21 protein-coding genes and 9 tRNA genes are annotated in these 21,545 nt (G+C 49.0%); 3 read left to right on the top strand and 27 right to left on the bottom strand.

Annotated elements, in window-relative coordinates; translation table 11 throughout:
• From tuf to fkpA, 9 genes are all read right to left on the bottom strand, one after another.
• A partial coding sequence (gene tuf, locus AC6R0R_RS02835; RefSeq protein WP_500625633.1) for an elongation factor Tu occupies positions 1 to 1,180 on the bottom strand: 1,180 nt, incomplete at its 3' end.
• Between the two features lie 155 nt (positions 1,181 to 1,335).
• Positions 1,336 to 3,435: an elongation factor G gene (fusA, locus tag AC6R0R_RS02830; protein ID WP_487903602.1), complete on the bottom strand. Its 2,100-nt coding sequence runs from the start codon at positions 3,433 to 3,435 to the stop codon at positions 1,336 to 1,338.
• A gap of 209 nt (positions 3,436 to 3,644) precedes the next feature.
• Positions 3,645 to 4,115 carry a 30S ribosomal protein S7 gene (gene rpsG / locus AC6R0R_RS02825; RefSeq protein WP_045957025.1) on the bottom strand — a complete coding sequence of 157 codons (471 nt, stop codon included), beginning with the start codon at positions 4,113 to 4,115 and terminating at the stop codon, positions 3,645 to 3,647.
• 97 nt (positions 4,116 to 4,212) lie between these two features.
• Positions 4,213 to 4,587, bottom strand: a complete 375-nt coding sequence (gene rpsL, locus AC6R0R_RS02820; protein WP_004399892.1) for a 30S ribosomal protein S12 — start codon at positions 4,585 to 4,587, stop codon at positions 4,213 to 4,215.
• Positions 4,588 to 4,745: 158 nt separating this feature from the next.
• Complete coding sequence (tusB, locus tag AC6R0R_RS02815; RefSeq protein ID WP_500625632.1) at positions 4,746 to 5,024, bottom strand: sulfurtransferase complex subunit TusB; 279 nt, start codon at positions 5,022 to 5,024, stop codon at positions 4,746 to 4,748.
• A gap of 8 nt (positions 5,025 to 5,032) precedes the next feature.
• Positions 5,033 to 5,389: a sulfurtransferase complex subunit TusC gene (gene tusC / locus AC6R0R_RS02810; protein ID WP_500625631.1), complete on the bottom strand. Its 357-nt coding sequence runs from the start codon at positions 5,387 to 5,389 to the stop codon at positions 5,033 to 5,035.
• Positions 5,386 to 5,781: a sulfurtransferase complex subunit TusD gene (gene tusD, locus AC6R0R_RS02805; RefSeq protein WP_500625630.1), complete on the bottom strand. Its 396-nt coding sequence runs from the start codon at positions 5,779 to 5,781 to the stop codon at positions 5,386 to 5,388. The genes tusC and tusD overlap by 4 nt, the downstream gene beginning before the upstream one ends.
• Positions 5,778 to 6,500, bottom strand: coding sequence for a helix-turn-helix transcriptional regulator (locus tag AC6R0R_RS02800; RefSeq protein WP_334555722.1), 723 nt, complete (start codon positions 6,498 to 6,500; stop codon positions 5,778 to 5,780). The genes tusD and AC6R0R_RS02800 overlap by 4 nt, the downstream gene beginning before the upstream one ends.
• 242 nt (positions 6,501 to 6,742) lie before the next feature.
• Positions 6,743 to 7,531, bottom strand: a complete 789-nt coding sequence (gene fkpA, locus AC6R0R_RS02795) for an FKBP-type peptidyl-prolyl cis-trans isomerase (protein ID WP_500625629.1) — start codon at positions 7,529 to 7,531, stop codon at positions 6,743 to 6,745.
• A gap of 132 nt (positions 7,532 to 7,663) precedes the next feature.
• Between fkpA and AC6R0R_RS02790 the strand changes: the two genes are divergently transcribed.
• Together AC6R0R_RS02790 and AC6R0R_RS02785 are read left to right on the top strand one after the other, a co-directional pair.
• A complete protein-coding gene (locus tag AC6R0R_RS02790; RefSeq protein WP_500614181.1) occupies positions 7,664 to 8,647 on the top strand; it encodes a WD40 repeat domain-containing protein in 984 nt (327 codons plus the stop codon).
• A gap of 4 nt (positions 8,648 to 8,651) precedes the next feature.
• Entirely contained in the window at positions 8,652 to 8,879 is a 228-nt protein-coding gene (locus AC6R0R_RS02785; protein WP_334555719.1) for a SlyX family protein, read from the top strand.
• A 46-nt stretch (positions 8,880 to 8,925) separates the two neighbouring features.
• On the opposite strand, the gene AC6R0R_RS02780 is transcribed toward AC6R0R_RS02785, so the two are convergent.
• The 9 genes from AC6R0R_RS02780 to tsaE form a co-directional block, all read right to left on the bottom strand.
• Positions 8,926 to 9,111 carry a DUF2065 domain-containing protein gene (locus AC6R0R_RS02780; RefSeq protein WP_334555718.1) on the bottom strand — a complete coding sequence of 62 codons (186 nt, stop codon included), beginning with the start codon at positions 9,109 to 9,111 and terminating at the stop codon, positions 8,926 to 8,928.
• Positions 9,112 to 9,237: 126 nt separating this feature from the next.
• Entirely contained in the window at positions 9,238 to 10,218 is a 981-nt protein-coding gene (gene hflC / locus AC6R0R_RS02775) for a protease modulator HflC (RefSeq protein ID WP_500625628.1), read from the bottom strand.
• Positions 10,219 to 10,220: 2 nt separating this feature from the next.
• Entirely contained in the window at positions 10,221 to 11,411 is a 1,191-nt protein-coding gene (gene hflK / locus AC6R0R_RS02770; RefSeq protein ID WP_487903610.1) for an FtsH protease activity modulator HflK, read from the bottom strand.
• A 45-nt stretch (positions 11,412 to 11,456) separates the two neighbouring features.
• Complete coding sequence (gene hflX / locus AC6R0R_RS02765; RefSeq protein ID WP_334555715.1) at positions 11,457 to 12,746, bottom strand: ribosome rescue GTPase HflX; 1,290 nt, start codon at positions 12,744 to 12,746, stop codon at positions 11,457 to 11,459.
• A 41-nt stretch (positions 12,747 to 12,787) separates the two neighbouring features.
• Positions 12,788 to 13,069, bottom strand: a complete 282-nt coding sequence (gene hfq / locus AC6R0R_RS02760; protein ID WP_334555714.1) for an RNA chaperone Hfq — start codon at positions 13,067 to 13,069, stop codon at positions 12,788 to 12,790.
• A gap of 188 nt (positions 13,070 to 13,257) precedes the next feature.
• Positions 13,258 to 14,205, bottom strand: a complete 948-nt coding sequence (gene miaA / locus AC6R0R_RS02755; protein WP_500625627.1) for a tRNA (adenosine(37)-N6)-dimethylallyltransferase MiaA — start codon at positions 14,203 to 14,205, stop codon at positions 13,258 to 13,260.
• Positions 14,202 to 16,184, bottom strand: coding sequence for a DNA mismatch repair endonuclease MutL (gene mutL, locus AC6R0R_RS02750; protein WP_500625626.1), 1,983 nt, complete (start codon positions 16,182 to 16,184; stop codon positions 14,202 to 14,204). The genes miaA and mutL overlap by 4 nt, the downstream gene beginning before the upstream one ends.
• 15 nt (positions 16,185 to 16,199) lie before the next feature.
• Positions 16,200 to 17,915 (bottom strand): LysM peptidoglycan-binding domain-containing protein, encoded by a 1,716-nt coding sequence (locus AC6R0R_RS02745; RefSeq protein WP_500625625.1) that lies wholly within the window; start codon positions 17,913 to 17,915, stop codon positions 16,200 to 16,202.
• Complete coding sequence (tsaE, locus tag AC6R0R_RS02740) at positions 17,909 to 18,373, bottom strand: tRNA (adenosine(37)-N6)-threonylcarbamoyltransferase complex ATPase subunit type 1 TsaE (RefSeq protein WP_500625624.1); 465 nt, start codon at positions 18,371 to 18,373, stop codon at positions 17,909 to 17,911. Before tsaE ends, AC6R0R_RS02745 begins: the two co-directional genes overlap by 7 nt.
• 201 nt (positions 18,374 to 18,574) lie before the next feature.
• Here tsaE and queG point away from each other — a divergent pair, with 201 nt between their 5' ends.
• Positions 18,575 to 19,687, top strand: coding sequence for a tRNA epoxyqueuosine(34) reductase QueG (gene queG / locus AC6R0R_RS02735; protein WP_500625623.1), 1,113 nt, complete (start codon positions 18,575 to 18,577; stop codon positions 19,685 to 19,687).
• Positions 19,688 to 20,388: 701 nt separating this feature from the next.
• Here the strand turns inward: queG and AC6R0R_RS02730 are convergent.
• From AC6R0R_RS02730 to AC6R0R_RS02690, 9 genes are all read right to left on the bottom strand, one after another.
• A tRNA-Met gene (locus tag AC6R0R_RS02730) sits at positions 20,389 to 20,465 on the bottom strand.
• Between the two features lie 42 nt (positions 20,466 to 20,507).
• A tRNA-Gly gene (locus AC6R0R_RS02725) sits at positions 20,508 to 20,598 on the bottom strand.
• A gap of 37 nt (positions 20,599 to 20,635) precedes the next feature.
• Positions 20,636 to 20,711, bottom strand: a tRNA-Gly gene (locus tag AC6R0R_RS02720).
• Between the two features lie 37 nt (positions 20,712 to 20,748).
• Positions 20,749 to 20,824 (bottom strand) — tRNA-Gly (locus tag AC6R0R_RS02715).
• Positions 20,825 to 20,854: 30 nt separating this feature from the next.
• A tRNA-Met gene (locus AC6R0R_RS02710) sits at positions 20,855 to 20,931 on the bottom strand.
• Between the two features lie 42 nt (positions 20,932 to 20,973).
• Positions 20,974 to 21,049: transfer RNA gene (locus tag AC6R0R_RS02705), tRNA-Gly, on the bottom strand.
• Positions 21,050 to 21,171: 122 nt separating this feature from the next.
• Positions 21,172 to 21,248, bottom strand: a tRNA-Met gene (locus AC6R0R_RS02700).
• A gap of 42 nt (positions 21,249 to 21,290) precedes the next feature.
• Positions 21,291 to 21,366, bottom strand: a tRNA-Gly gene (locus tag AC6R0R_RS02695).
• Positions 21,367 to 21,403: 37 nt separating this feature from the next.
• A tRNA-Gly gene (locus AC6R0R_RS02690) sits at positions 21,404 to 21,479 on the bottom strand.
• Positions 21,480 to 21,545: the final 66 nt, after the last annotated feature.

The raw sequence follows: 21,545 nt of genomic DNA, 5'->3' as shown, positions 1-21,545 counted from the left end.
CGAAGATCTTAGCAACAACACCAGCACCAACTGTACGGCCACCTTCGCGGATCGCGAAACGTAGACCTTCGTCCATCGCGATTGGTGCGATTAGCTCTACAGTCATCTTGATGTTATCGCCTGGCATTACCATTTCTACGCCTTCAGGTAGCTCGATGTTACCTGTTACGTCAGTTGTACGGAAGTAGAACTGTGGACGGTAGCCTTTGAAGAATGGAGTGTGACGACCACCTTCATCTTTAGACAGTACGTAAACTTCTGACTCGAACTTAGTGTGTGGAGTGATTGAACCAGGCTTAGCTAGTACTTGACCACGCTCAACTTCGTCACGCTTAGTACCACGTAGAAGTGCACCAACGTTCTCACCCGCACGACCTTCGTCTAGAAGCTTACGGAACATTTCAACACCAGTACATGTTGTAGTAGTAGTGTCTTTGATACCTACGATAGCAACTTCGTCACCTACGTTTAGGATACCGCGCTCGATACGACCTGTTACTACAGTACCACGACCTTGGATTGAGAATACGTCTTCGATTGGCATTAGGAACGGCATGTCTACTGCACGCTCTGGCTCTGGGATGTAGTTGTCTAGCGCTTCTGCTAGTTCAACAATTTTCGCTTCCCACTGCTCTTCGCCGTTTAGTGCGCCTAGTGCAGAACCTTGGATAACTGGTAGGTCATCACCTGGGAAATCGTACTCAGATAGAAGTTCACGTACTTCCATTTCTACTAGTTCTAGTAGCTCTTCATCGTCAACCATGTCACATTTGTTCATGAATACGATGATGTAAGGAATACCAACCTGACGGCCTAGTAGGATGTGCTCACGAGTTTGTGGCATTGGGCCATCTGTCGCAGCAACAACTAGGATACCACCGTCCATCTGTGCAGCACCTGTGATCATGTTCTTAACATAATCCGCGTGTCCTGGACAGTCTACGTGTGCGTAGTGACGAGTTGGAGTGTCGTACTCTACGTGAGAAGTTGCGATTGTGATACCGCGCTCACGCTCTTCTGGAGCGTTATCGATAGATGCGAAGTCACGAGCAGCACCGCCGTAAACTTTTGCAAGAGTAGTACAGATAGCTGCAGTTAGAGTTGTTTTACCGTGGTCAACGTGGCCGATAGTACCAACGTTTACGTGCGGTTTTACACGTTCAAATTTTTCTTTAGACACGTTCGTGTTCCTTCCTAGTTATGATTCGCCACGATCAGAATTGATCGAGACGCGCCAGAAATTGCTATTTTATGCGCCAACGTCCGTCAGCGCAATATTTCGACGCCTTGATCTTTAAAAAAAGCACACACTTTTTCAATGATCAAGCCGCTTCATTAATAACCTCGCTCTGCAACAATTTTGTCTGCAAAGTTTTTCGGTACTTCAGCGTACTCATTAAACTCCATAGAGTAAGACGCACGGCCTTGAGTCGCAGAACGGAGGTCTGTAGCGTAACCAAACATCTCAGAGAGTGGCACTTGGGCACGGATAATTTTAATACCCGCAACACCATCGTCCATACCTTCAATCATACCGCGACGGCGGTTTAGGTCACCTACAACGTCACCCATCCAATCTTCAGGAGTGGTGACTTCAACATTCATCATCGGCTCAAGAAGTACAGGTTGTGCTTCTAATGAACCCTTCTTGAATGCCATCGAGCCAGCGATCTTAAACGCCATCTCGTTAGAGTCAACATCGTGGTAAGAACCGTCGAACAAGGTCGCTTTAATATCTAGTACAGGGTAGCCTGCTAAAACACCACTGTTCATTTGCTCTTCGATACCTTTCGCTACCGAGCTGATGTATTCCTTTGGAACCACACCACCCACGATTTCGTCGACAAAGACAAAACCCGCACCCGGTTCAGAGGGCTCTAGTTTGATCCATACGTGACCATATTGACCACGACCACCAGATTGGCGAACAAACTTGCCTTCCACTTCCGCGCTGCCGCGGATCGTTTCACGGTAAGCCACCTGAGGTTTACCTACGTTGCAGTCGACGCTGAACTCACGCTTCATTCGGTCAACGATGATATCTAAGTGAAGCTCACCCATACCCGAGATCAAGGTTTGACCGGTTTCATCATCCGTTTCGACGCGGAATGAGGGATCTTCTGCAGCCAGTTTACCCAGCGCAATCGCCATCTTTTCTTGATCGGCAACAGAGCGTGGCTCTACGGCAATCTGAATCACTGGAGCAGGAAATTCCATGCGCTCTAGGATCACCTTGTGGTTCGCATCACAAAGCGTATCACCCGTGGTGACATCTTTTAGGCCGATCGCCGCCGCAATGTCACCCGCGCGGATTTCTTTGATTTCTTCACGCTTGTTGGAATGCATCTGAACGATACGCCCAAAGCGCTCTTTCTTCTGCTTCACTGAGTTGTACACAGCATCGCCTGAGTTGACGACACCTGAGTAAACGCGCATGAAGGTAAGCGTGCCAACAAACGGGTCGGTGGCAATTTTAAATGCCAACGCTGAAAACGGTTCGTTATCGTCAGCATGGCGCTCAACGTCGTTTTCGTTCTCATCGATGCCTTTGATCGCAGGTACATCGATCGGTGATGGTAGGTATTCCACCACGGCATCCAGCACGGCTTGCACGCCTTTGTTCTTAAACGCGCTACCACAAGTGGCCAATACGATTTCGTTATTCAGTGTACGAGTGCGAAGCGCTTGCTTGATTTCACTCTCGGTCAACTCACCTTCTTCAAGGTATTTGTCCATCAACTCTTCGCTGGCTTCCGCTGCTGATTCGACTAGGTTACTGCGCCACTCTTCAGCCAGATCAACCATATCTGCTGGAATCTCTTCATAATTGAAGGTCATACCTTGGTCAGCTTCGTTCCAGTTGATCATCTTCATCTTGATAAGATCAATCACGCCTCGGAACTCATCTTCCGCACCAACGTTAAGTTGGATAGGCACAGGATTGGCGCCCAAACGAGTCTTGATTTGCTTAACGACACGAAGGAAGTCAGCGCCTGCACGGTCCATCTTGTTGACGAACACCATGCGAGGGACATGATACTTATCTGCTTGACGCCAAACCGTTTCCGATTGCGGCTCAACACCAGATGAACCACAAAAAACGACAACGGCGCCGTCGAGTACGCGCAACGAGCGCTCTACTTCGATGGTAAAATCAACGTGTCCAGGAGTATCAATGATGTTAATGCGGTGATCTTGGAATTGCGCTTCCATACCACGCCAGAAAGTGGTCGTGGCAGCGGAGGTGATAGTGATACCACGCTCTTGCTCCTGCTCCATCCAGTCCATGGTAGCAGCGCCATCGTGAACCTCACCAATCTTATGAGAAAGACCAGTGTAGAATAGAATACGTTCACTTGTGGTGGTTTTACCTGCGTCTACGTGAGCGACGATACCAATATTACGGTAGCGCTCAATCGGTGTTTTACGAGCCACGATAGAATCCTCTTCAATTGGGATATAGGGACTATTGCTATGTCGAAACGACAGAACGAAGAATGCTCGAGTTGAGCGTGGGCGTCTTCAGTTAACGATGTCGCGCTTTAGATGAGCGATTTTCTGTGTTTCAGATATAGCAATAGTTCCTAGCTTGCGCATAGGAACTATTGAAGTGCTGCGAGAGATCTCGCAGCACGATAAAGGTATTACCAACGGTAATGTGCGAACGCTTTGTTTGCGTCAGCCATGCGGTGAACGTCTTCACGTTTCTTAACCGCAGTACCTTTGTTCTCAGACGCGTCTAGCATTTCAGCAGCTAGGCGTTGAGCCATAGATTTTTCACCACGCTTACGCGCAGCTTCAACCAACCAACGCATAGCAAGTGCGTTACGGCGAACCGGACGAACTTCTACAGGTACTTGGTAAGTTGAACCACCTACACGGCGAGATTTAACCTCTACCGCTGGGCGAACATTTTCAAGAGCTTCTTCAAATACAGCTAAGTGATCTTTACCAGATTTCTCAGCCATAGTATCTAGTGCAGTGTAAACAATTTTCTCTGCAGTAGATTTCTTACCGTCAACCATTAGGATGTTAACGAATTTTGCCAGCAGTTCAGATTTGAACTTTGGATCTGGAAGGATCTTACGCTGACCGATGACGCGACGACGTGGCATGGATTTTCTCCGTTGTCTTCTTCAGGTTATCCAAAACTTTTCAGTTTCTTCAAAAATTAAATATAATTTAGTGTTTGGCCTTACTTAACGGATACCATTAAGATTTTGGACGCTTAACACCGTACTTAGAACGACCTTGTTTACGGTCGTTAACGCCAGCACAGTCTAGTGCGCCGCGAACTGTGTGGTAACGTACACCCGGAAGGTCTTTTACACGACCGCCGCGGATTAGAACAACTGAGTGCTCTTGAAGGTTGTGGCCTTCACCACCGATGTACGAAGTCACTTCGAAGCCGTTCGTTAGACGAACACGACATACTTTACGAAGTGCTGAGTTAGGTTTTTTAGGTGTAGTAGTGTAAACACGAGTACATACACCACGTTTTTGTGGACACGCTTCTAGTGCAGGCACGTTGCTTTTAACAACTTGCTTTGCACGAGGCTTACGTACCAACTGGTTAATAGTTGCCATTAACTAGCTCCTGATTTACTTGAAAGTAAGCTTTGTGAAAAATCTATCCCGAATCACGAATGGTAATTAGGGACGCAAAATTCTATGCAGCAGTGAGAGGTGTGTCAAGAAATATACGGATCTTTTTTGTCCACTTTCCACGATAGGCCAGTGATGACTCAATCCCAAGTCAGCGATGTCTCGTGAGAGACCGTCAGGTCAACAAACTCACCGTGGTCAATCAGACGATAAGATGGGCTCAAACGTGACGTCATACCGCGCGCCGATGCATCACTGTGTAAGACGTGAACCTGATGCGCCTTAAGCGCTGTAAAAAGGGGGCTATGCATGGTCGCGCCGTAGATCGCCTCTTCAATCAGTATCAAGTCATCTTGTGTAGGATGGGCAATACGCAGCGCGTCTACCAACGCGGATTGTGATTTAATAATATGAAGCATGTTACCTCTTAGAACGACAGCAGCGCCGACGCTTTTGCCAACTCGGCTTGTATTTCAGAAACCGAGAGAGGCCTAGCATCGATAACGAGATCGGCATGCGACAGACCCCGTTCAGATAGCGATGTGGCGCAGACAAACACATCCTCGATGTCATAAAGCTCAAACAGCTTCATCATAGGTGCGTACTCTTTACAGAGTATGTCACTGGCTTGCTGCCCTTGCAGTAACTGATACACACCATCGCCACTGAAGATGACGGCAATCGATTCACAATACGCCGATGCGGCCATCAATGCATCGATGCCTTCTCGACCTGAGGCGGTGGCATGAGGTGCACTACGAAAGAAATACGTGAGCTGACTCAAAACTGTACCACCCTATCTTGACTCAACATCGCCTCAGCAAGACTACCTAGCCCCGCTTGAACAAAACCTTCACTGAGGTTGCTGTTTGGCAGCGCATGCAGTGTAGCTTCATCTTCACTGACAATTCCGCGGCGTAGCGCGGCGGCCACACAGGTTTCAAGACGCACACCATGCTCGGCAGCCAGCGCTTGCCATGCTTGGGTTAAGTCCCACTCATCATTGGCGGGCACCACGAGACGACTGGCATTGCTGACGCCATCTTGATAGAAAAACACGCTCACCAATTGATGGCCTTTTTCGATTAACGCGAGGGCAAACTGGTAGGCACTGCGTGCAGACTGAGTACCATACACACCGCCATTCACCACCAAGGTGTAACTCAATGCGCTCATCTTTCGTCTTCTTCCGTTTTTCGCTGACGGATATAGAGATACACGGTGTGCTTAGAGATATTCAAACGATCGGCGACACGGTTGATCGCGTCTTTGATGTCAAAAATGCCCTTATCAAACAACTCCATCACAATTTGGCGATTTTTGGTGTTATTTGATACTGACTTGTCAGCATTGATCTCTTCAATGGTGCGTTCAACCGTCTGATCCACCAGCTCTTCGACATCGCTCGCAAAGTTAACCGATGAAGCGGCCTGCTTGGCTTCTTCGGTCGGCATAAACGATTGCAACACTTGCGAGAAAGGCGCATCCAGGTTGACGTTGATACACAAAAGGCCAATCACCCGATTCTCGCCATTGCGAATAGCAACGGTGATAGACTTCATGAGCACACCGCCTTTCGCGCGCGTAAAGTAAGAGCGAGAAAAGTTACGCTCTGATCCTTCGATATCACGCAGCATTTTCAACGCCAAATCGGTGATCGGCGATCCCACTTGGCGTCCGGTATTTTCGCCATTAGCAATCTTAATCGCAGAGGTGTTGAGATCTTCCAATGAATGCAAAACGATCTCACAGAATGGGCCGATTAAGCTTGCGATGCCATCCACAACGGCCTCATACGAGCGCAGAATGATCTTGTCGTGCTCACTAAATGGCATCACGTTGACAGATTCCATTTCAAGCAACATATCGGTATTTAGTGTTTCTGTAGTGGTCACTTTCTAGCCTTAGAGCGAAAAATCAACAAATTGCTGTAAGTTTATCAGAAATTTTGAAAATCAGATCCCGCAAACCGAACATCTAGTGACTTAGAACAAATAAATCGCGTCTATCCGTGCGCGGGCGCATCTCTGAACGCTATCCTCGTCTGAACCACCCCATCGCCAACGGGTATCGAACGTCAGGATATAAAAAAGCCCGGCACATGGCCGAGCTCCAATAAGAGAATAACCGCAGAAGATTACTGCGCGGCTTCTCCTCCGTTTTCAATCTTAAGTAGCTCAACTTCAAACACGAGTGTTGAGTTAGCCGGGATCGATGGGGTGTCCTGCTCGCCATACGCCAACTCTGGCGGAATCACGAATTTGAATTTTGAACCAACAGGCATGAGCTGTACGCCTTCGGTCCAACCAGGGATCACACGGTTAAGTGGGAAAGTGGCTGGCTCGCCGCGATCGTATGAGCTGTCAAATTGAGTACCATCGATCAACGTACCTTTGTAGTGCACCTGCACGGTATCGGTATCTTTTGGTTGCTCACCTTCCGCTGCCGTCATCACTTGGTACAACAAGCCAGATTCTGTTTTCACGACACCGTCTTGCTGTTCAAATTCAGCGCGGAATTCGTCACCTGCCGCTTTCGCTGCTTGCGCTTTTTCAGCGGCTTGCTTTTGCATGGTTTCTGCTACACGTTGATCTAACGCTTCTAGCGCAGCACGCGTCTCTTCTTCGCTCAATTCTGGGTTGCCCGCAAACACATGCTCAATCCCTTTTAGAACAAGGTCTTTGTTGAGGGAAATGCCAATTTCGTTTGGCTTATCAAGACTGGTGCTCAGGTAGTTAGCAAACGACACACCGATAGCATACGCCGCTTTGTCGTCTTCGGTTTTAAAGTGAACCGCTTTTCCTGTCTCTGCTTGAACTTGCTCAGCAGCTGGGGCAGTGTCGGTTTTTGGCTCTTCGTCTTTTTGACAGCCAGCCGCTAGCGCAACCGTTGCAGCAAGCAGTGACACTTTAAAAATAGATTTCATTAAACTCTCCAAATTGAAGCATTTTGTCTTTGTGCACAAATCTTTAAGAAAGAGTGGTGTGCAATTACATGTTGTACCAATATAACCAATATACGGCTTAATTAAACCAAACCAAGCGGATATTTGGACCTAATGCGGATAATTTTTAACAAGGTCATCATTGTTGTTGTCATTTCAGCGTTAATAAATGGCTGTTTTTACTCTTCGAGTGACGTTCAGCGCTGGGAGATTGAACCCAATGGCGCCACGAGCTTTGCATTAAGCCGTGATGCTCGCTTCGCCCTGCTCTATTCCAAAGAACATCAGCTTGTCCTGTGGGATTTAGTGGAGAGCCAACCTCTGGCCTCACTGGGTGAGCAAGACCCTCAAGCCAGTACCGTATCCACCATTCGCATCTCCGACAATGGTCGCTTTGCTGTGACCGCCACTCAAATCAACTTCGCCGTGTGGGATTTAGCGTGGACGCAAGCGCAAGGTCTGTGGTCAATATCCGACGGACTGATACGCGATATCGACATCGCCAGCAATGGCGAACAGGTATTACTTGGGCTCTCCAATGGTAAAGCGATCTACGTCAACTTAGTCACCGGACGCCGTCTTGAGTTCCTCGCGCACAACGAAAAAGTCAATTCTGTTGCGCTGTCGCCCAATGGGCGCTTTGCGCTGTCTGGCGGCAACGATTACACCGCTTACTTATGGGACACCAATACCGGGCAAATTCTAAAAAACTTTGAGCATGAGCAACGCATTAATCGTGTTGCTTTGCATCGAGATGCCAAGTTTGCGTTCACTTCGGATGGTGGCAATCAAGCGTTCATTTGGGATTTAAGCACCGGGGAACAACACGCTAAACTGAGAAGTTTCTCACGCCAGCTTATTTTCTCTAGCGCCCGCTTTTCTGATGATGGACAAAAGCTCGTAACAGGCACGCCGTCGAGTCGAATTATGGTGTGGGACGTCAATAGCGGAAAGCGCATCGACGGCTTTGAGGCCGTACCACTAAAAGATGCTCGCCCTCCTCGCGCAGTGGTGTATGATGCTGCCTTTGATAACCGAGGGCGTGTCATTTCTGCAACATCCGCAGGCATTGCCCAAGCTTGGCAGCTAGATGAGTAATACGATGAGCGAAACACTTATTGAACAACTAGAAAACCGCATCAATGACTTGGAGTGCCAACTTGCCTTCCAAGAACAAACGGTAGAGAGCCTCAACAGTGCACTTAGCCAGCAGCAATTACTGATCACCAAAATGCAGGATCAGATGAAATACGTTGTCGGTAAAGTGAAAAACATGGACAGCTCGAATCTGGCTGACCCTTCAGAAGAGACGCCGCCTCCCCATTACTGATCGGCATAGCCACATTGCATTGCAGGCTGTAAGCCTCTCGGTAAGGCTAACCAAACACATAAGCAATCACGGCGCCCGCCACCACGAGACAGCCGCCCATGCGTCTTAAGTGGTGGTCTGATTGCTCGCTGATCTGGGCAATCATGGCTCGCCACCCTTTGGGCGCGACTAATGGCCCTAGCCCTTCGACTATCAACACAATCCCCAGTGCCAACCACAATGAGTTAGACATCATCAGCTCCTTTTCCCGCGCCACTTGCGCATGCAAACGCTCTGGCGGCGACAATGGTAAACCATACTATGAGAGGCAAAAAATAAAGGCTCCGTCATAACGGAGCCTTTATTCATCAATCGCGAATTACTTCGAGGCGGCACCCGCAGAGTTGTTCATGTATTTAAAGAACTCACTCTTAGGATCCAAGACCAGAATATCACTCTTATCGCTGAATGATTTCTCGTAAGCTTTAAGCGAACGTAGGAACCCATAGAACTCAGGGTCTTTATTGTACGCTGACGAGTAGATTTTCGCCGCTTGTGCATCCGCTTCACCTCGCGTCACACGCGCGGTTTTGTCTGCTTCCGCAAGGATAGTCGCCACTTCAAGTTCGGCTTGTGCGCGAATCACTTCCGCTTTTTCGCGTCCTTGAGAGCGGTGCTTACGCGCCACTGACTCACGCTCTGCACGCATACGACGATAGATAGACTCACTGATCTCATCAGGTAGGTTGATTTTCTTCATTCTGAAGTCAACCACACGAACACCCAAGTCTTTCAGTGCGCTGCGACGCGTGTCATTCAACACTTCTTGCATGATTTGGTCACGCTGACCATCAATCTCGAGTGCCTCTTTGGCCGCTTCAGTCGTGACGACATCCGCATCCGCGCTATCAGGTAGAACGTCGTTGTTACGCGGACCTGACACGATCTGTTTGATCTCACGAGCACCGATTTCAGAACGCAATACGTCAGTGACTTTACGCTCAAGGAGCGCTTCCGCCGTCAGCGTATTACCACCACCGGTCGCCAAGTAGTATTGACCGAAATCTTCGATACGCCACTTAACGTAGGAATCGATGATGACGTCTTTTTTCTCAGAGGTCACGAAGCGGTCTGAACGGCCGTCCATGGTCTGAATACGTGCATCGAGTGTTTTAACACGATCGAACATCGGCATTTTGAAGTGCAGACCCGGCTCGTAAATGCGAGACACATCGTTGTTGTCTTTCAGCACTCGACCAAATCGAATCACGATACCGCGCTCGCCTTCAGGAATGACAAATAAAGACATCAACATCAGAGCCAATGCAACGACTAATACAGGGATCATTAACTTACGCATTCTTAGTATCTCCCTTGACGTGAATCAGTTGAACGAGATGAGGTGTCTGAAGTGGTATCAGTACGCTGGGATTCAAGCTCAATTTGATCATAACTAGAAGATGACTTTGTACTGCGCTTTGTTGACACTTGATCTTGACCCGCCAACTTATCAATAGGCAAGTACAAGAGGTTGCCGCTCGATTCTGAATCAATCAGCACTTTCGATGAACGGGTGTATACCTCTTCCATCGCATCTAGGTACAGACGATTACGCGTTACTTCCGGCGCTGCTTGATACTCAGGCAACAGTTTTTCAAACTGAGCAACCTGACCTAGGGCCTCGTTAGTAATACGCTCGTTGTAACCTTGCGCTTCTTTCTTCAAACGCTCCGCTCGACCGGTCGCTTTTGGCAAGATTTCATTCTTGTACGCTTCCGCTTCTCGGATGAAACGCTCTTCATCTTCTCGAGCTGCGATCGCATCATCAAAGGCGTCTTTCACTTGCTCTGGTGGACGTGCAGATTGGAAGTTGACATCAACAATGACTAAGCCCATATCATAGCTGTCGACAATGTCGTTCAACGTTTCTTGCGTACTTTGACGGATTTGCTGACGGCCACTGGTCAAAATACTATCCATCAATGAGTCACCAATCACAGCGCGCAACGCAGAGTCGGTCGCTTGGCGTAAGCTGTCATCAGCGTTGGTCACTCGGAACAGGTACTTATAGGGTTCCGCGACACGGTATTGAACGTCCATCGCTACCGTGACGACGTTTTCGTCTTTGGTCAGCATCAAACCTGAAGAGCGCAACGAACGAATCGCTTGCACGTTCACCGGGGTCACTTCGTCAATAAAACGAGGACGCCAGTTCAAACCAGGATCGACCACGCGATCATATTTACCGAGGCGCAACACAACACCGCGCTCCGCTTCGCCGATAGTATAGAAACCTGCAAAGAACCAAATTGCGACCGCGATCGCAGCGATAATGCCAAAGCCGATTGCTCCGCCACCACCGATAGACGGTCCTTTACCGCCTCCTTTACCACCAAACTTTCCACCCAGTTTCTGACTCAGTTTGCTAAACACTTCGTCTAAGTCTGGCGGTCCTTGATCACGGCCACCTTTGTTACCGCGATTATTGTTACCCCACGGGTCATTATCGCGGCCATTGTTGCCGTTGTTATTACCAGGCTCATTCCACGCCATTAGAAAGCTCCATCATTTGATATGACGTTATACTGTAGCAGTCATTTAAGTAACTATAAAGTCACGTAAAACTGCCCCTTCTCTTTTTTCAAGTCTAGACCAATCCGCTTGTTGCATTCGAATCTCGATCAACAAGTCACCATCGGAATCATACTCTTCCTGTTGAATACATTTCATCTGGAAGAATGTACTACGAATTCGCCCTTGATGTTGTGGCGGGATTCGCAGTTGGTACTGAACCATTTGGCTAGAGAGACGCTCGGTAAGAGCCTCAAACAGCAATTCAATACCCACGCCTTCCATTGCCGATACCCATACAGCACGAGGAATGCCTTCCTCATCTCTTTCTATACGAGGTTTCTGGTCTTCTAGATTGTCTATCTTATTCATCACCAGCAAAGCTGGGACTTCATGGGCATCAATTTCTTCAAGTACCACATGAACTGCATGAATATTCTCACGAAAACGGTCGTCACTGGCATCGACAACATGTAACAAAATGTCAGCTTCTTGCGTCTCTTGCAGCGTCGCTTTAAAAGCGGCGACCAAATCGTGTGGTAAATGACGAATAAATCCAACCGTATCCGCTAAGATTGCTGGACCGACATCGGCCAAGTCTATCTTTCTCAGCGTTGGATCAAGCGTGGCAAACAGCTGATCAGCGGCGTAAACACCCGCTTCAGTGATTCGGTTGAATAGGGTAGATTTCCCTGCGTTGGTGTATCCAACAAGGGAGACGGTTGGGATTTCCGCTCGACTTCTAGCTCGGCGACCTTGTTCGCGCTGCTTGGCCACTTTCTCTAGGCGGCGCAAGATGGCTTTAATCCGATCACGCAATAAACGTCGGTCAGTCTCTAACTGAGTTTCACCTGGACCACGTAACCCGATCCCACCTTTTTGTCTTTCAAGGTGAGTCCAACCTCGAATCAGTCGCGTTGAGATATGACGCAACTGCGCCAGTTCCACTTGCAACTTACCTTCGTGAGTACGAGCGCGCTGAGCAAAAATATCTAAGATCAAACCCGTGCGGTCCAATACTCGACATTGACACAGCTTTTCGAGGTTACGTTCTTGGGCAGGAGAGAGGGCGTGATTGAAAATCACGATATCTGCCCCATTCAACTGCACAGCTTGCGCAATTTCTTGGGCTTTACCCTCTCCGACATAGTATTTGGGGTGTGGTGACTGTCTGCTCCCGGTTACGACTTGTAACGCGTTGACTCCAGCTGAAGATACCAGCATCTCGAATTCGCTGAGATCTTCCCACTCCCCTTCTTGCGTAAAGTTGATATGAACAAGTACGGCTCGCTCACCGGCTTCATAACGGTCAAACAAGCAATCAACTCCTTAACAGTAATGTGTGTGCGTAGAGAAAATTAATCGTCAGATTTCTCTTGAGAACGCTCGCCACCTTGAGGACGGTCACCTTGAGGGCGCTCACCACTGTGGTGGCTTACTGCACGCGCAGGCACAACCGTTGAGATAGCGTGTTTGTAGACCATTTGGTTTACTGTGTTTTTCAACAAGATAACAAATTGGTCGAAAGATTCGATCTGACCTTGTAGTTTAATTCCGTTTACTAGGTAGATAGAGACTGGAATACGCTCGCGACGTAATGCATTTAAGAATGGGTCTTGAAGAGATTGCCCCTTAGCCATTTTTATTTTCCTTATTTTGTAATTTTGTTCTAGTTATTTAGCTAGTGGTGCGCGTAAAAATAGGTGCGACCTTTGCATCTGAGCTAAATGAATAAAAAACACCCTGTCCCTCACTGTTATGACGACTTTACGATCAAATTTCAAGTCACAGATCTTTTACAGGGCACATTCACGCAAAAGCGATCACATTATACACAGCTAAAACCTTCCGATGCTATTGCATTTGAAACAGTTTCCAACGCTTGGTCAATGTTCTCACTATCCAACCAAGTTAAATCATCCCAGCTGCGTAACCAGGTGATCTGCCGCTTGGCCAATTGACGGGTTGCACAGACGCCTTTAAATATAGCCTCATCCAACGTACATTGCCCATCCAAGTAGTCCCACATCTGACGATAGCCGACACAACGAATCGATGGCAGATCAGGGTGAAGATCCTCGCGCGCATACAGCGAACGCATTTCTTCTAAAAACCCAGCGTCGATCATTTTGTCAAAACGTAGCTCAATTCGTCGATGGAGCTCAGCCCTTTCCTTGGGTGCGATTGCGAACTGCTTCACACGAAATGGGAGTGCTTCTCCTTTCGTTTGAGTCAGCTCAGTAAGAGTTTTACCTGAAATTCGAAAAACTTCCAATGCCCGCGACAATCTTTGTGGATCATTTGGGTGGATTCTCTCAGCCGAAACAGGGTCAATGGCCTTAAGTTGATCGTGCAGCGCCTCCCACCCTTGAGTTTGCGCTTCCTGCTCAATAGTGCGCCGAACATCCGGATCCGCTGCTGGCAAAGGCGACAAACCTTCCAGTAGTGCTTTGTAATACAGCATGGTACCGCCCACCAGCAAAGGGATCTTGCCATCGGCGACAATCTTGTGCATCTCGTTAAGCGCATCTCGCCGAAAATCAGCGGCCGAATAGGATTCACTTGGGTCCAAAATATCGATCAAACGATGAGGAGCAAGGCTTTGCTCGCGCGCGTCGGGCTTGGCGGTGCCTATGTCCATGCCTCGATAGATCAGTGCGGAGTCGACCGAAATGATCTCAACGGGAAATCGCTGGCGTAATCGAATCGCGAGCTCTGTTTTGCCTGAAGCGGTTGGGCCCATCAAAAACAGAGCAAGGGGTAATTGGTCATTCATAATGTCATTGCTGCAATGGTAGCAGAGTAGTCTACGGGACGAACAAATTGTCGATCATCGAGTGGCAACTGACCGTGCCATAACTGCTCGAGTTCTGCGATGATGTGTATCGCTTCCGATAAAGTGTAGTCGCTTTTTGTTTGAGTAATCTTATTGGTTAACCATCTCACCAGTGCCGGCTCATCTAACGCCTGCGCGGAATAAGTGGCCGCGTAAGATAACAGATCTGGCAGCAATTGTTGCAGGTTTTGCTGACGAAGCGGTTGCGGTACGCCCATCACCAAGAGCCCTTGCTGACCTCTTGACTTAAGTTGGATACCCAAACGCAGCAAAAGTTCGTGATATTGCTCAGCACTTTCCAACAATGGGCTTTCGAGCTTCAGCGAGAGGGGGACCAACAACGGCTGACTGGTCAGTGGGCCTAGCTTGGTATTCAACTGCCCATTGATTCGCCACCACTCAGCTCTCACCAAAGAGACCAACTGAGAGTGCGACTTATCTGCCATTAACACGTACTGCCCTGCAACAATGCTGATGGCTTTCCCTAAAGCGACGATCGATGTGGCTTGCACGACCGGAGCAGACTCCTCGTGTGTCAGCGCTTCATCGCTCAGAGACTCCTCACTGAATGACTCTGAGCGCACGTAAGAGTTCTGCGTTTCTTTGGTCGCCTTTTCTTCTGTCGCAGATTCATCCTCTGTTGCAGAGAGTAAGGTTTGATAAACCCTGAGCTCCGCCTGAGAAGGCGCGGACTCCATCTTCGCGCCGCGCGCCTGAACACTGCGAGCGGGTTCGCTGCGACTTTGTGCCCAGGAGTGAGACACCTCTCGTTCATTAACTCGGCTCTCATTGCGAGCGGTAGGCTCGGGTTTCACATAGTCAGCGCGACCTGGATAGGCAGGGACGTGCTCGGCGGCGTCAAAAGATGGAGTGTGATCATCATGAAACGCCGATTGGCTCTGCTCAGGCTTATCAATGTGTGCTCCCTGAACAAGGGCATCCGTAAGGGCTTGATAGATAAAGTCATGCACCAGGCGCGCTTGGTGAAAGCGCACTTCATGCTTAGCAGGATGAACATTGACGTCAACATGATGTGGATCGAGCTCGATAAAAAGCACATACGCCGCAAATTGTTCAGGCTTCAAGCTGGTTTCGTAGCTTTGACGAATCGCATGATTGATGAGCTTGTCACGCATCATGCGCCCATTGACGTAGCAATATTGCAGATCGCTTTGTGCACGCGCGCCTTGTGGCGTCGTGACCCAGCCATGCAGTTTGAGTCCTTGGTGCTCCAGCTCAATTTTCAGCATGTGGCGGACAAAACCGCTACCACAGACCGCTGCAATACGCTTTTCCGCTTGCGACTCTGTCTTCGCGGCGCGGTATTGTTTAACCAACTTGCCATTGTGGCGTAAGTTGATCGAGACATCAAAACGACTTAGAGCGATGCGTTTGAGCAGCTCATCGATATGAGTAAACTCGGTTTTCTCGGTACGAAGAAACTTGCGACGCGCGGGGGTATTGAAAAACAGATCTAAGACTTCGACTGTCGTGCCAATCGGGTGCGCAGCCGGTTGAATCTTAACGGCCATATCACGCCCTTCGCTGTACGCTGACCACGCAGCATCTTGCGTCGCGGTACGCGATGTCAATGTCAGACGAGCAACAGAACTAATACTCGCTAACGCTTCACCGCGAAAGCCCAAGCTCATGATGGCTTCCAAATCGTCCAAGGTGTGAATTTTCGAGGTCGCATGGCGACTGAGCGCGAGACCCAACTCGTCTTTTTCAATCCCGCTGCCATTGTCACGAACACGGATCAGTTTAGCGCCGCCCTTTTCGATATCAATATCAATGCGGCTAGCGCCCGAGTCGAGGCTATTTTCCACCAACTCTTTCACCACGGACGCAGGGCGTTCCACCACCTCTCCGGCAGCAATTTGGTTGGCTAAACGCGCGGGAAGAATTTTAATCGTCATTCAGGCTACCCACGTTTATTTATTGGGGATGATCAGTACCTGACCAATCGCAAGCTGATCGGAGCGCAAGTTATTGGCGCTGCGAATACTGCTTACACTGACGTCATACTGGCTGGCGATTTTACCCAAAAATTCGCCGCGCTTGACGGTGTGTTTACGCAGTGGCTTATCTTTCATCGTCACAGTAATTTTGAGTTTTTGTCCCAGCTTAAGCACGTCCGATGTCAAGTTGTTTTCGCGGCGGATATCCGCTACCGAGACTTTGTAATGCTCTGCAATTTTACCCAGATATTCGCCCCGCTGAACTTCATGTATCAAGGTTTCCGTCTCGACCGGGTTACTGATCTTCGGCACTGCCACCGCCGATGTCGCGCCAGGGATGGTTAAACTCTGCCCCACCGCCAAACTGGTGCTCTTTAGCTTGTTGGCCTGCATGATGGCTTGAGTGGTAGTGCCATAACGTTTCGCTATCACCGACAAAGATTCACCGCGCGAGACCTTATGCTTAATCGCTTTCCCGCGATTGGCAAATAACGTTCCTTCTGGAGGGTTCGATTCAAAATATTGGACGATCGCTTTCACCAGTGCTCGCGCCAGTTTGTCTTGGTGGCTGCGTTGGAACAGCAATTTTTCTTCTGCCGGGTTTGAGATAAAGCCCGTCTCGACCAATACCGAAGGAATGTCGGGGGATTTCAATACTGCCAAGCTCGCATTGACCGGATCTTTCTTATGCAAGTGCACGCCCGCCTTGGTCATTTCAGACAGAATATTGGTCGCGACCTTATAGCCCTCTTTCTGGGAGTGGCTAAACTGAAGATCAAGCAAGGTTTGGCTGACATTGCGATCGCTGTTGTTCTTTGCCAACACTTCGCCAGCTCCCCCTAGCAACTGCGACTGCTCTTCGTGGTTTTCGACCCATCGAGCAATTTCAGAGTTCGCGCGCTTGGTGTTGAGCACAAACACCGAGCCCCCCCTAGGCTTAGGCGAGTTAAACGCATCGGCATGCACGGAGACCAACAAATGCGCTTGATTTTCGCGAGCGATCTCCGAGCGCTTGTTAAGGTTTACGTAATAGTCGCCGCGACGGGTGAGCACGGCTTTCATACCAGGTACCGCGTTAATTTGCGCCGCTATTTTTTGCGAGATCGCTAACGTTGCGTGCTTTTCATATTTTCGTGTTGGCCCGATAGAGCCCGGGTCCTCACCACCATGGCCCGCGTCTATCGCCACGACGATATCGGCATTACCCAGTAGTTGGGAGGCATCTCGACTCACTTTAGGCGCAGAGGTACTCGGCGCGGACGAGTTCGCTCGCTCAGCATGAGGCATATCAATCACCAAGCGGTGACCGTACTGGCCGCCAGGCGTTGGGGCCAGTTTGAACAGTTGTGGCGCCGACTTACGCTTCAACTCAAACACCAAACGATAGGTTGATTTTTCCGGCGGTGAACTGTTGCGGATTTTGCTTAGCACCGGGCTATCTGAAACGTTAATCGGCAGTTTCGTTTTCAGCGTTGTCTGCTTAAGGTCGACCACCAAACGTTCCGGCGTGGTCAAAGTGAAGTAGCTGTATTCCACCTCAGACTGAAGATCAATGACAACCCGAGTCTCATCCGGTGAAGGCCAAACACGTATGCCTTCCAATGCGTTCGCGAATGTGACGTTAGGGACCAGCGCAAGAATAGAGAGAAAAGGGATCAATACCGCTTTGAAAAATCGACGCTTCAACATAACTCCAACTGTTCTAATAAATGACGTCCGTAATCACTGTTCGCACTGAGTGACGCAATGCGCTCTTCACCGTGATAGCGCAGTTCAATATCCAAATCCGCTTGAGGTAACAACCCTTCGCCTTTTTCCGGCCATTCCACCAAACAAATCGCATCAGGGGTGAAATAGTCACGAATTCCCATGAATTCTAGCTCTTCTGGATCAGCCAAGCGGTAAAGATCAAAGTGATACACCTGCCACTCTTGTAATTGATAAGGCTCAACTAAGGTGTAAGTTGGGCTCTTCACGTTCCCTTGATGACCAAGCGCACGAACAAACCCTCGGCTCAGCGTCGTTTTCCCTGCTCCCAGATCACCGTGCAAATAAAGAGTGGTTTGCTGTGAGCAAAGCTGCGCTAATCGTGTCCCTAGTTGAATGGTGGCAGTTTCATCTTTTAGGGAAAATTGTTTGGTCATCATGGACAAAGGTCTCTAACTCGGGACTATATAAAAATCAAAAGAACAGGAATAGTAAACTGGGTTGGAATTGGGAGACAAGATCTGTTGTGTGAGTATTCGTCAAAAAAGCGCGAATTCTCGCGTTTGGCCGCGTGAAGGTTGCTAGATCCGATCGTTAAGATCCGTTAAGATCCCCGCCCCATTGAACCAAGAGATCCCAGCATGGACTACCAACAGCTTGCAGACAAGATCAAAGTTTGGGCTAAAGAGCTCGGATTTCAAAAAGTCGGTATCTGTGATGTCGATTTGACTCGCCATGAGCGCGCTCTGCAAGCCTGGCTGGATGCTGGCTATCATGGTGACATGGATTGGATGGCAAGACATGGCATGATGCGCGCGAGACCGGATGAGCTATTGCCAGGGACAGTAAGAGTGATCAGTGCGCGAATGGATTACTTACCCCCAGAAGCGGAATTTGCCTCTAACCTCGCCAATCCAGAGCACGCCTATGTGAGCCGCTATGCGCTAGGGCGCGATTACCACAAATTGGTGCGCAACCAGTTAAAAAAACTCGGTCAACGTATTGAGCAAGAGGTTGGCGCCTTCGGCTATCGACCTTTTGTCGATTCTGCGCCGATTTTAGAACGGCCTCTCGCTGAAAAAGCCGGACTTGGTTGGACGGGTAAACATTCGCTTATCATTGACGAGTCCTGCGGCTCTTGGTTTTTCTTAGGTGAGCTTCTCATTGACTTGCCGCTGCCTGTTGACCCGCCTCACCAAGGTGATTGCGGCAAGTGTACCGCTTGCATGACCTCTTGCCCAACGCAGGCGATCGTTGATGACGGTGTGGTCGACGCAAGACGTTGTATCTCCTACTTGACCATAGAGTTCGACGGTATCATACCGGAAGAGTTTCGCCGCCCGATGGGCAACCGAATATACGGCTGCGATGACTGCCAACTTGTATGCCCTTGGAGTCGCTACTCGCCACTCACCAAAGAGTCTGACTTCCATCGAAGAGCAGCACTGAAAGACCCGGAGTTGTTGTCGCTGTTTCTGTGGGACGAGGAGACTTTTCTCACCAATATGCAAGGCTCAGCCATTCGTCGCATTGGGCACAAACAATGGCTCCGCAATATTGCCATCGCCTTAGGTAATGCCCCTTATCGCCAAGCGATTGTGGATGCCCTCACACAACGCCTTGGACTTTGCAGTACATTAGATGTGCACATTGAATGGGCGCTGGAACAACAACGCTCACAAAGCCACTACATCTCCAACAAACAGCAAAGACTGATTCGAATAATAGAAAAAGGAATGCCTAGAGATGCATAATGCTTGCCGAATTCATCAACGCAGAGTTTGAGGTTGTTCTAAAAACGGCAATGTGGAAAAAAATGAGATGTGCGGCAAATTTACTGAAAGTTGAAAAAGTTAATCACACTGTCCACCAATGATTAAGATCAAAAAACAAGCACTTAATGATCAAAAAACCGGTTTACCCTGCTTATTGAAATTTACTTTAAATAGATAAAAATCAACAACTTAACAAAAAACCAAACACCCATAACCTGATAAAACACCAAGAAAGATCCTCCTGCATAGCGCTTATACAAAGACTAAATTCAGGTTACCCACGAACTTATCCACAGAATGAAAAATGTGGATAACTCTGTTAGTTAGATCTGGGGCGTTGAGTTGAAAACACGCGCAAGGCCCATCGCCATTGCTGTGTAATCTTGGAGACAAACAAAAAAACGTCACAATTGACGCTTAGAGGTTCTAATTTGGGGGATGATGCTTCTCAGCATTAGAAAGAGCAGGTATAGCGAATCACAACACGCTTCATTGGGTTGCGGGGGGCCAGATTTGAACCGATGACCTTCGCCGGGTTTTATGAATGGCTGAGCCCGACGAACTAGCTAATCATAACACCTTTAAAATTGGTTGCGGGGGCCGGATTTGAACCGATGACCTTCGCTAGGTTTTATGAATGGCTGAGCCCACGAGCTAGCGAATCATAACGCCTTTAAAATTGGTTGCGGGGGCCGGATTTGAACCGACGACCTTCGGGTTATGAGCCCGACGAGCTACCAAGCTGCTCCACCCCGCGTCCGTATTGTGTCACCGTTAAGCACGATGAAGGCTATCAAACTGGAGCGACACACGAGGTTCCCTATTCATAAACAGAAAGGCGTGACCTCAACCTTGGTAAGGTTGCGCTCTACCAACTGAGATAGTGTCGCATTTTGTCACCGTTGAGCACGATGACACCTATCAAATTGGAGCGACACACGAGGTTCGAACTCGTGACCTCAACCTTGGCAAGGTTGCGCTCTACCAACTGAGCTAGTGTCGCATTTTGTCACCGTTAAGCACGATGAAGGCTATCAAAATGGAGCGACACACGAGGTTCGAACTCGTGACCTCAACCTTGGCAAGGTTGCGCTCTACCAACTGAGCTAGTGTCGCATATCAACAGCGCTTGCTATTGATTGAATTTGGTTGCGGGGGCCGGATTTGAACCGACGACCTTCGGGTTATGAGCCCGACGAGCTACCAAGCTGCTCCACCCCGCGTCCGTATTGTGTCACCGTTAAGCACGATGAAGGCTATCAAAATGGAGCGACACACGAGGTTCGAACTCGTGACCTCAACCTTGGCAAGGTTGCGCTCTACCAACTGAGCTAGTGTCGCATATCAACAGCATTTGCTATTGATTGAATTTGGTTGCGGGGGCCGGATTTGAACCGATGACCTTCGCTAGGTTTTTGAATAGCTGAGCCCGACGAGCTAGCGAATCACACCACCTTTAAAATTGGTTGCGGGGGCCGGATTTGAACCGACGACCTTCGGGTTATGAGCCCGACGAGCTACCAAGCTGCTCCACCCCGCGTCCGTATTGTATCACCGTTAAGCACGATGAAGGCTATCAAAATGGAGCGACACACGAGGTTCGAACTCGTGACCTCAACCTTGGCAAGGTTGCGCTCTACCAACTGAGCTAGTGTCGCATTTTGTCACCGTTAAGCACGATGAAAGCTATCAAACTGGAGCGACACACGAGGTTCGAACTCGTGACCTCAACCTTGGCAAGGTTGCGCTCTACCAACTGAGCTAGTGTCGCTTTTCAACAACGTTTCCGCTGTTCAGGGCTGCGAATTATAAGAGCATTTTTTTGTGATGCAAGTCC

This window comes from Vibrio sp. R12-SW3-ISO1, assembly GCF_059834005.1.
This window is presented reverse-complemented; position numbering and strand designations above follow the sequence as displayed.

Excerpts from the sequence above, each read along its gene's own strand:
- rpsG (WP_045957025.1), bottom strand. The coding sequence starts at position 4,115 with ATGCCACGTCGTCGCGTCATCGGTCAGCGTAAGATCCTTCCAGATCCA.
- rpsL (WP_004399892.1), bottom strand. The coding sequence starts at position 4,587 with ATGGCAACTATTAACCAGTTGGTACGTAAGCCTCGTGCAAAGCAAGTT.
- tusB (WP_500625632.1), bottom strand. The coding sequence starts at position 5,024 with ATGCTTCATATTATTAAATCACAATCCGCGTTGGTAGACGCGCTGCGT.
- tusD (WP_500625630.1), bottom strand. The coding sequence starts at position 5,781 with ATGAGCGCATTGAGTTACACCTTGGTGGTGAATGGCGGTGTGTATGGT.
- fkpA (WP_500625629.1), bottom strand. The coding sequence starts at position 7,531 with ATGAAATCTATTTTTAAAGTGTCACTGCTTGCTGCAACGGTTGCGCTA.
- AC6R0R_RS02790 (WP_500614181.1), top strand. The coding sequence starts at position 7,664 with ATGCGGATAATTTTTAACAAGGTCATCATTGTTGTTGTCATTTCAGCG.
- AC6R0R_RS02785 (WP_334555719.1), top strand. The coding sequence starts at position 8,652 with ATGAGCGAAACACTTATTGAACAACTAGAAAACCGCATCAATGACTTG.
- AC6R0R_RS02780 (WP_334555718.1), bottom strand. The coding sequence starts at position 9,111 with ATGTCTAACTCATTGTGGTTGGCACTGGGGATTGTGTTGATAGTCGAA.
- hflC (WP_500625628.1), bottom strand. The coding sequence starts at position 10,218 with ATGCGTAAGTTAATGATCCCTGTATTAGTCGTTGCATTGGCTCTGATG.
- hflK (WP_487903610.1), bottom strand. The coding sequence starts at position 11,411 with ATGGCGTGGAATGAGCCTGGTAATAACAACGGCAACAATGGCCGCGAT.
- hfq (WP_334555714.1), bottom strand. The coding sequence starts at position 13,069 with ATGGCTAAGGGGCAATCTCTTCAAGACCCATTCTTAAATGCATTACGT.
- miaA (WP_500625627.1), bottom strand. The coding sequence starts at position 14,205 with ATGAATGACCAATTACCCCTTGCTCTGTTTTTGATGGGCCCAACCGCT.
- mutL (WP_500625626.1), bottom strand. The coding sequence starts at position 16,184 with ATGACGATTAAAATTCTTCCCGCGCGTTTAGCCAACCAAATTGCTGCC.
- AC6R0R_RS02745 (WP_500625625.1), bottom strand. The coding sequence starts at position 17,915 with ATGTTGAAGCGTCGATTTTTCAAAGCGGTATTGATCCCTTTTCTCTCT.
- tsaE (WP_500625624.1), bottom strand. The coding sequence starts at position 18,373 with ATGATGACCAAACAATTTTCCCTAAAAGATGAAACTGCCACCATTCAA.
- queG (WP_500625623.1), top strand. The coding sequence starts at position 18,575 with ATGGACTACCAACAGCTTGCAGACAAGATCAAAGTTTGGGCTAAAGAG.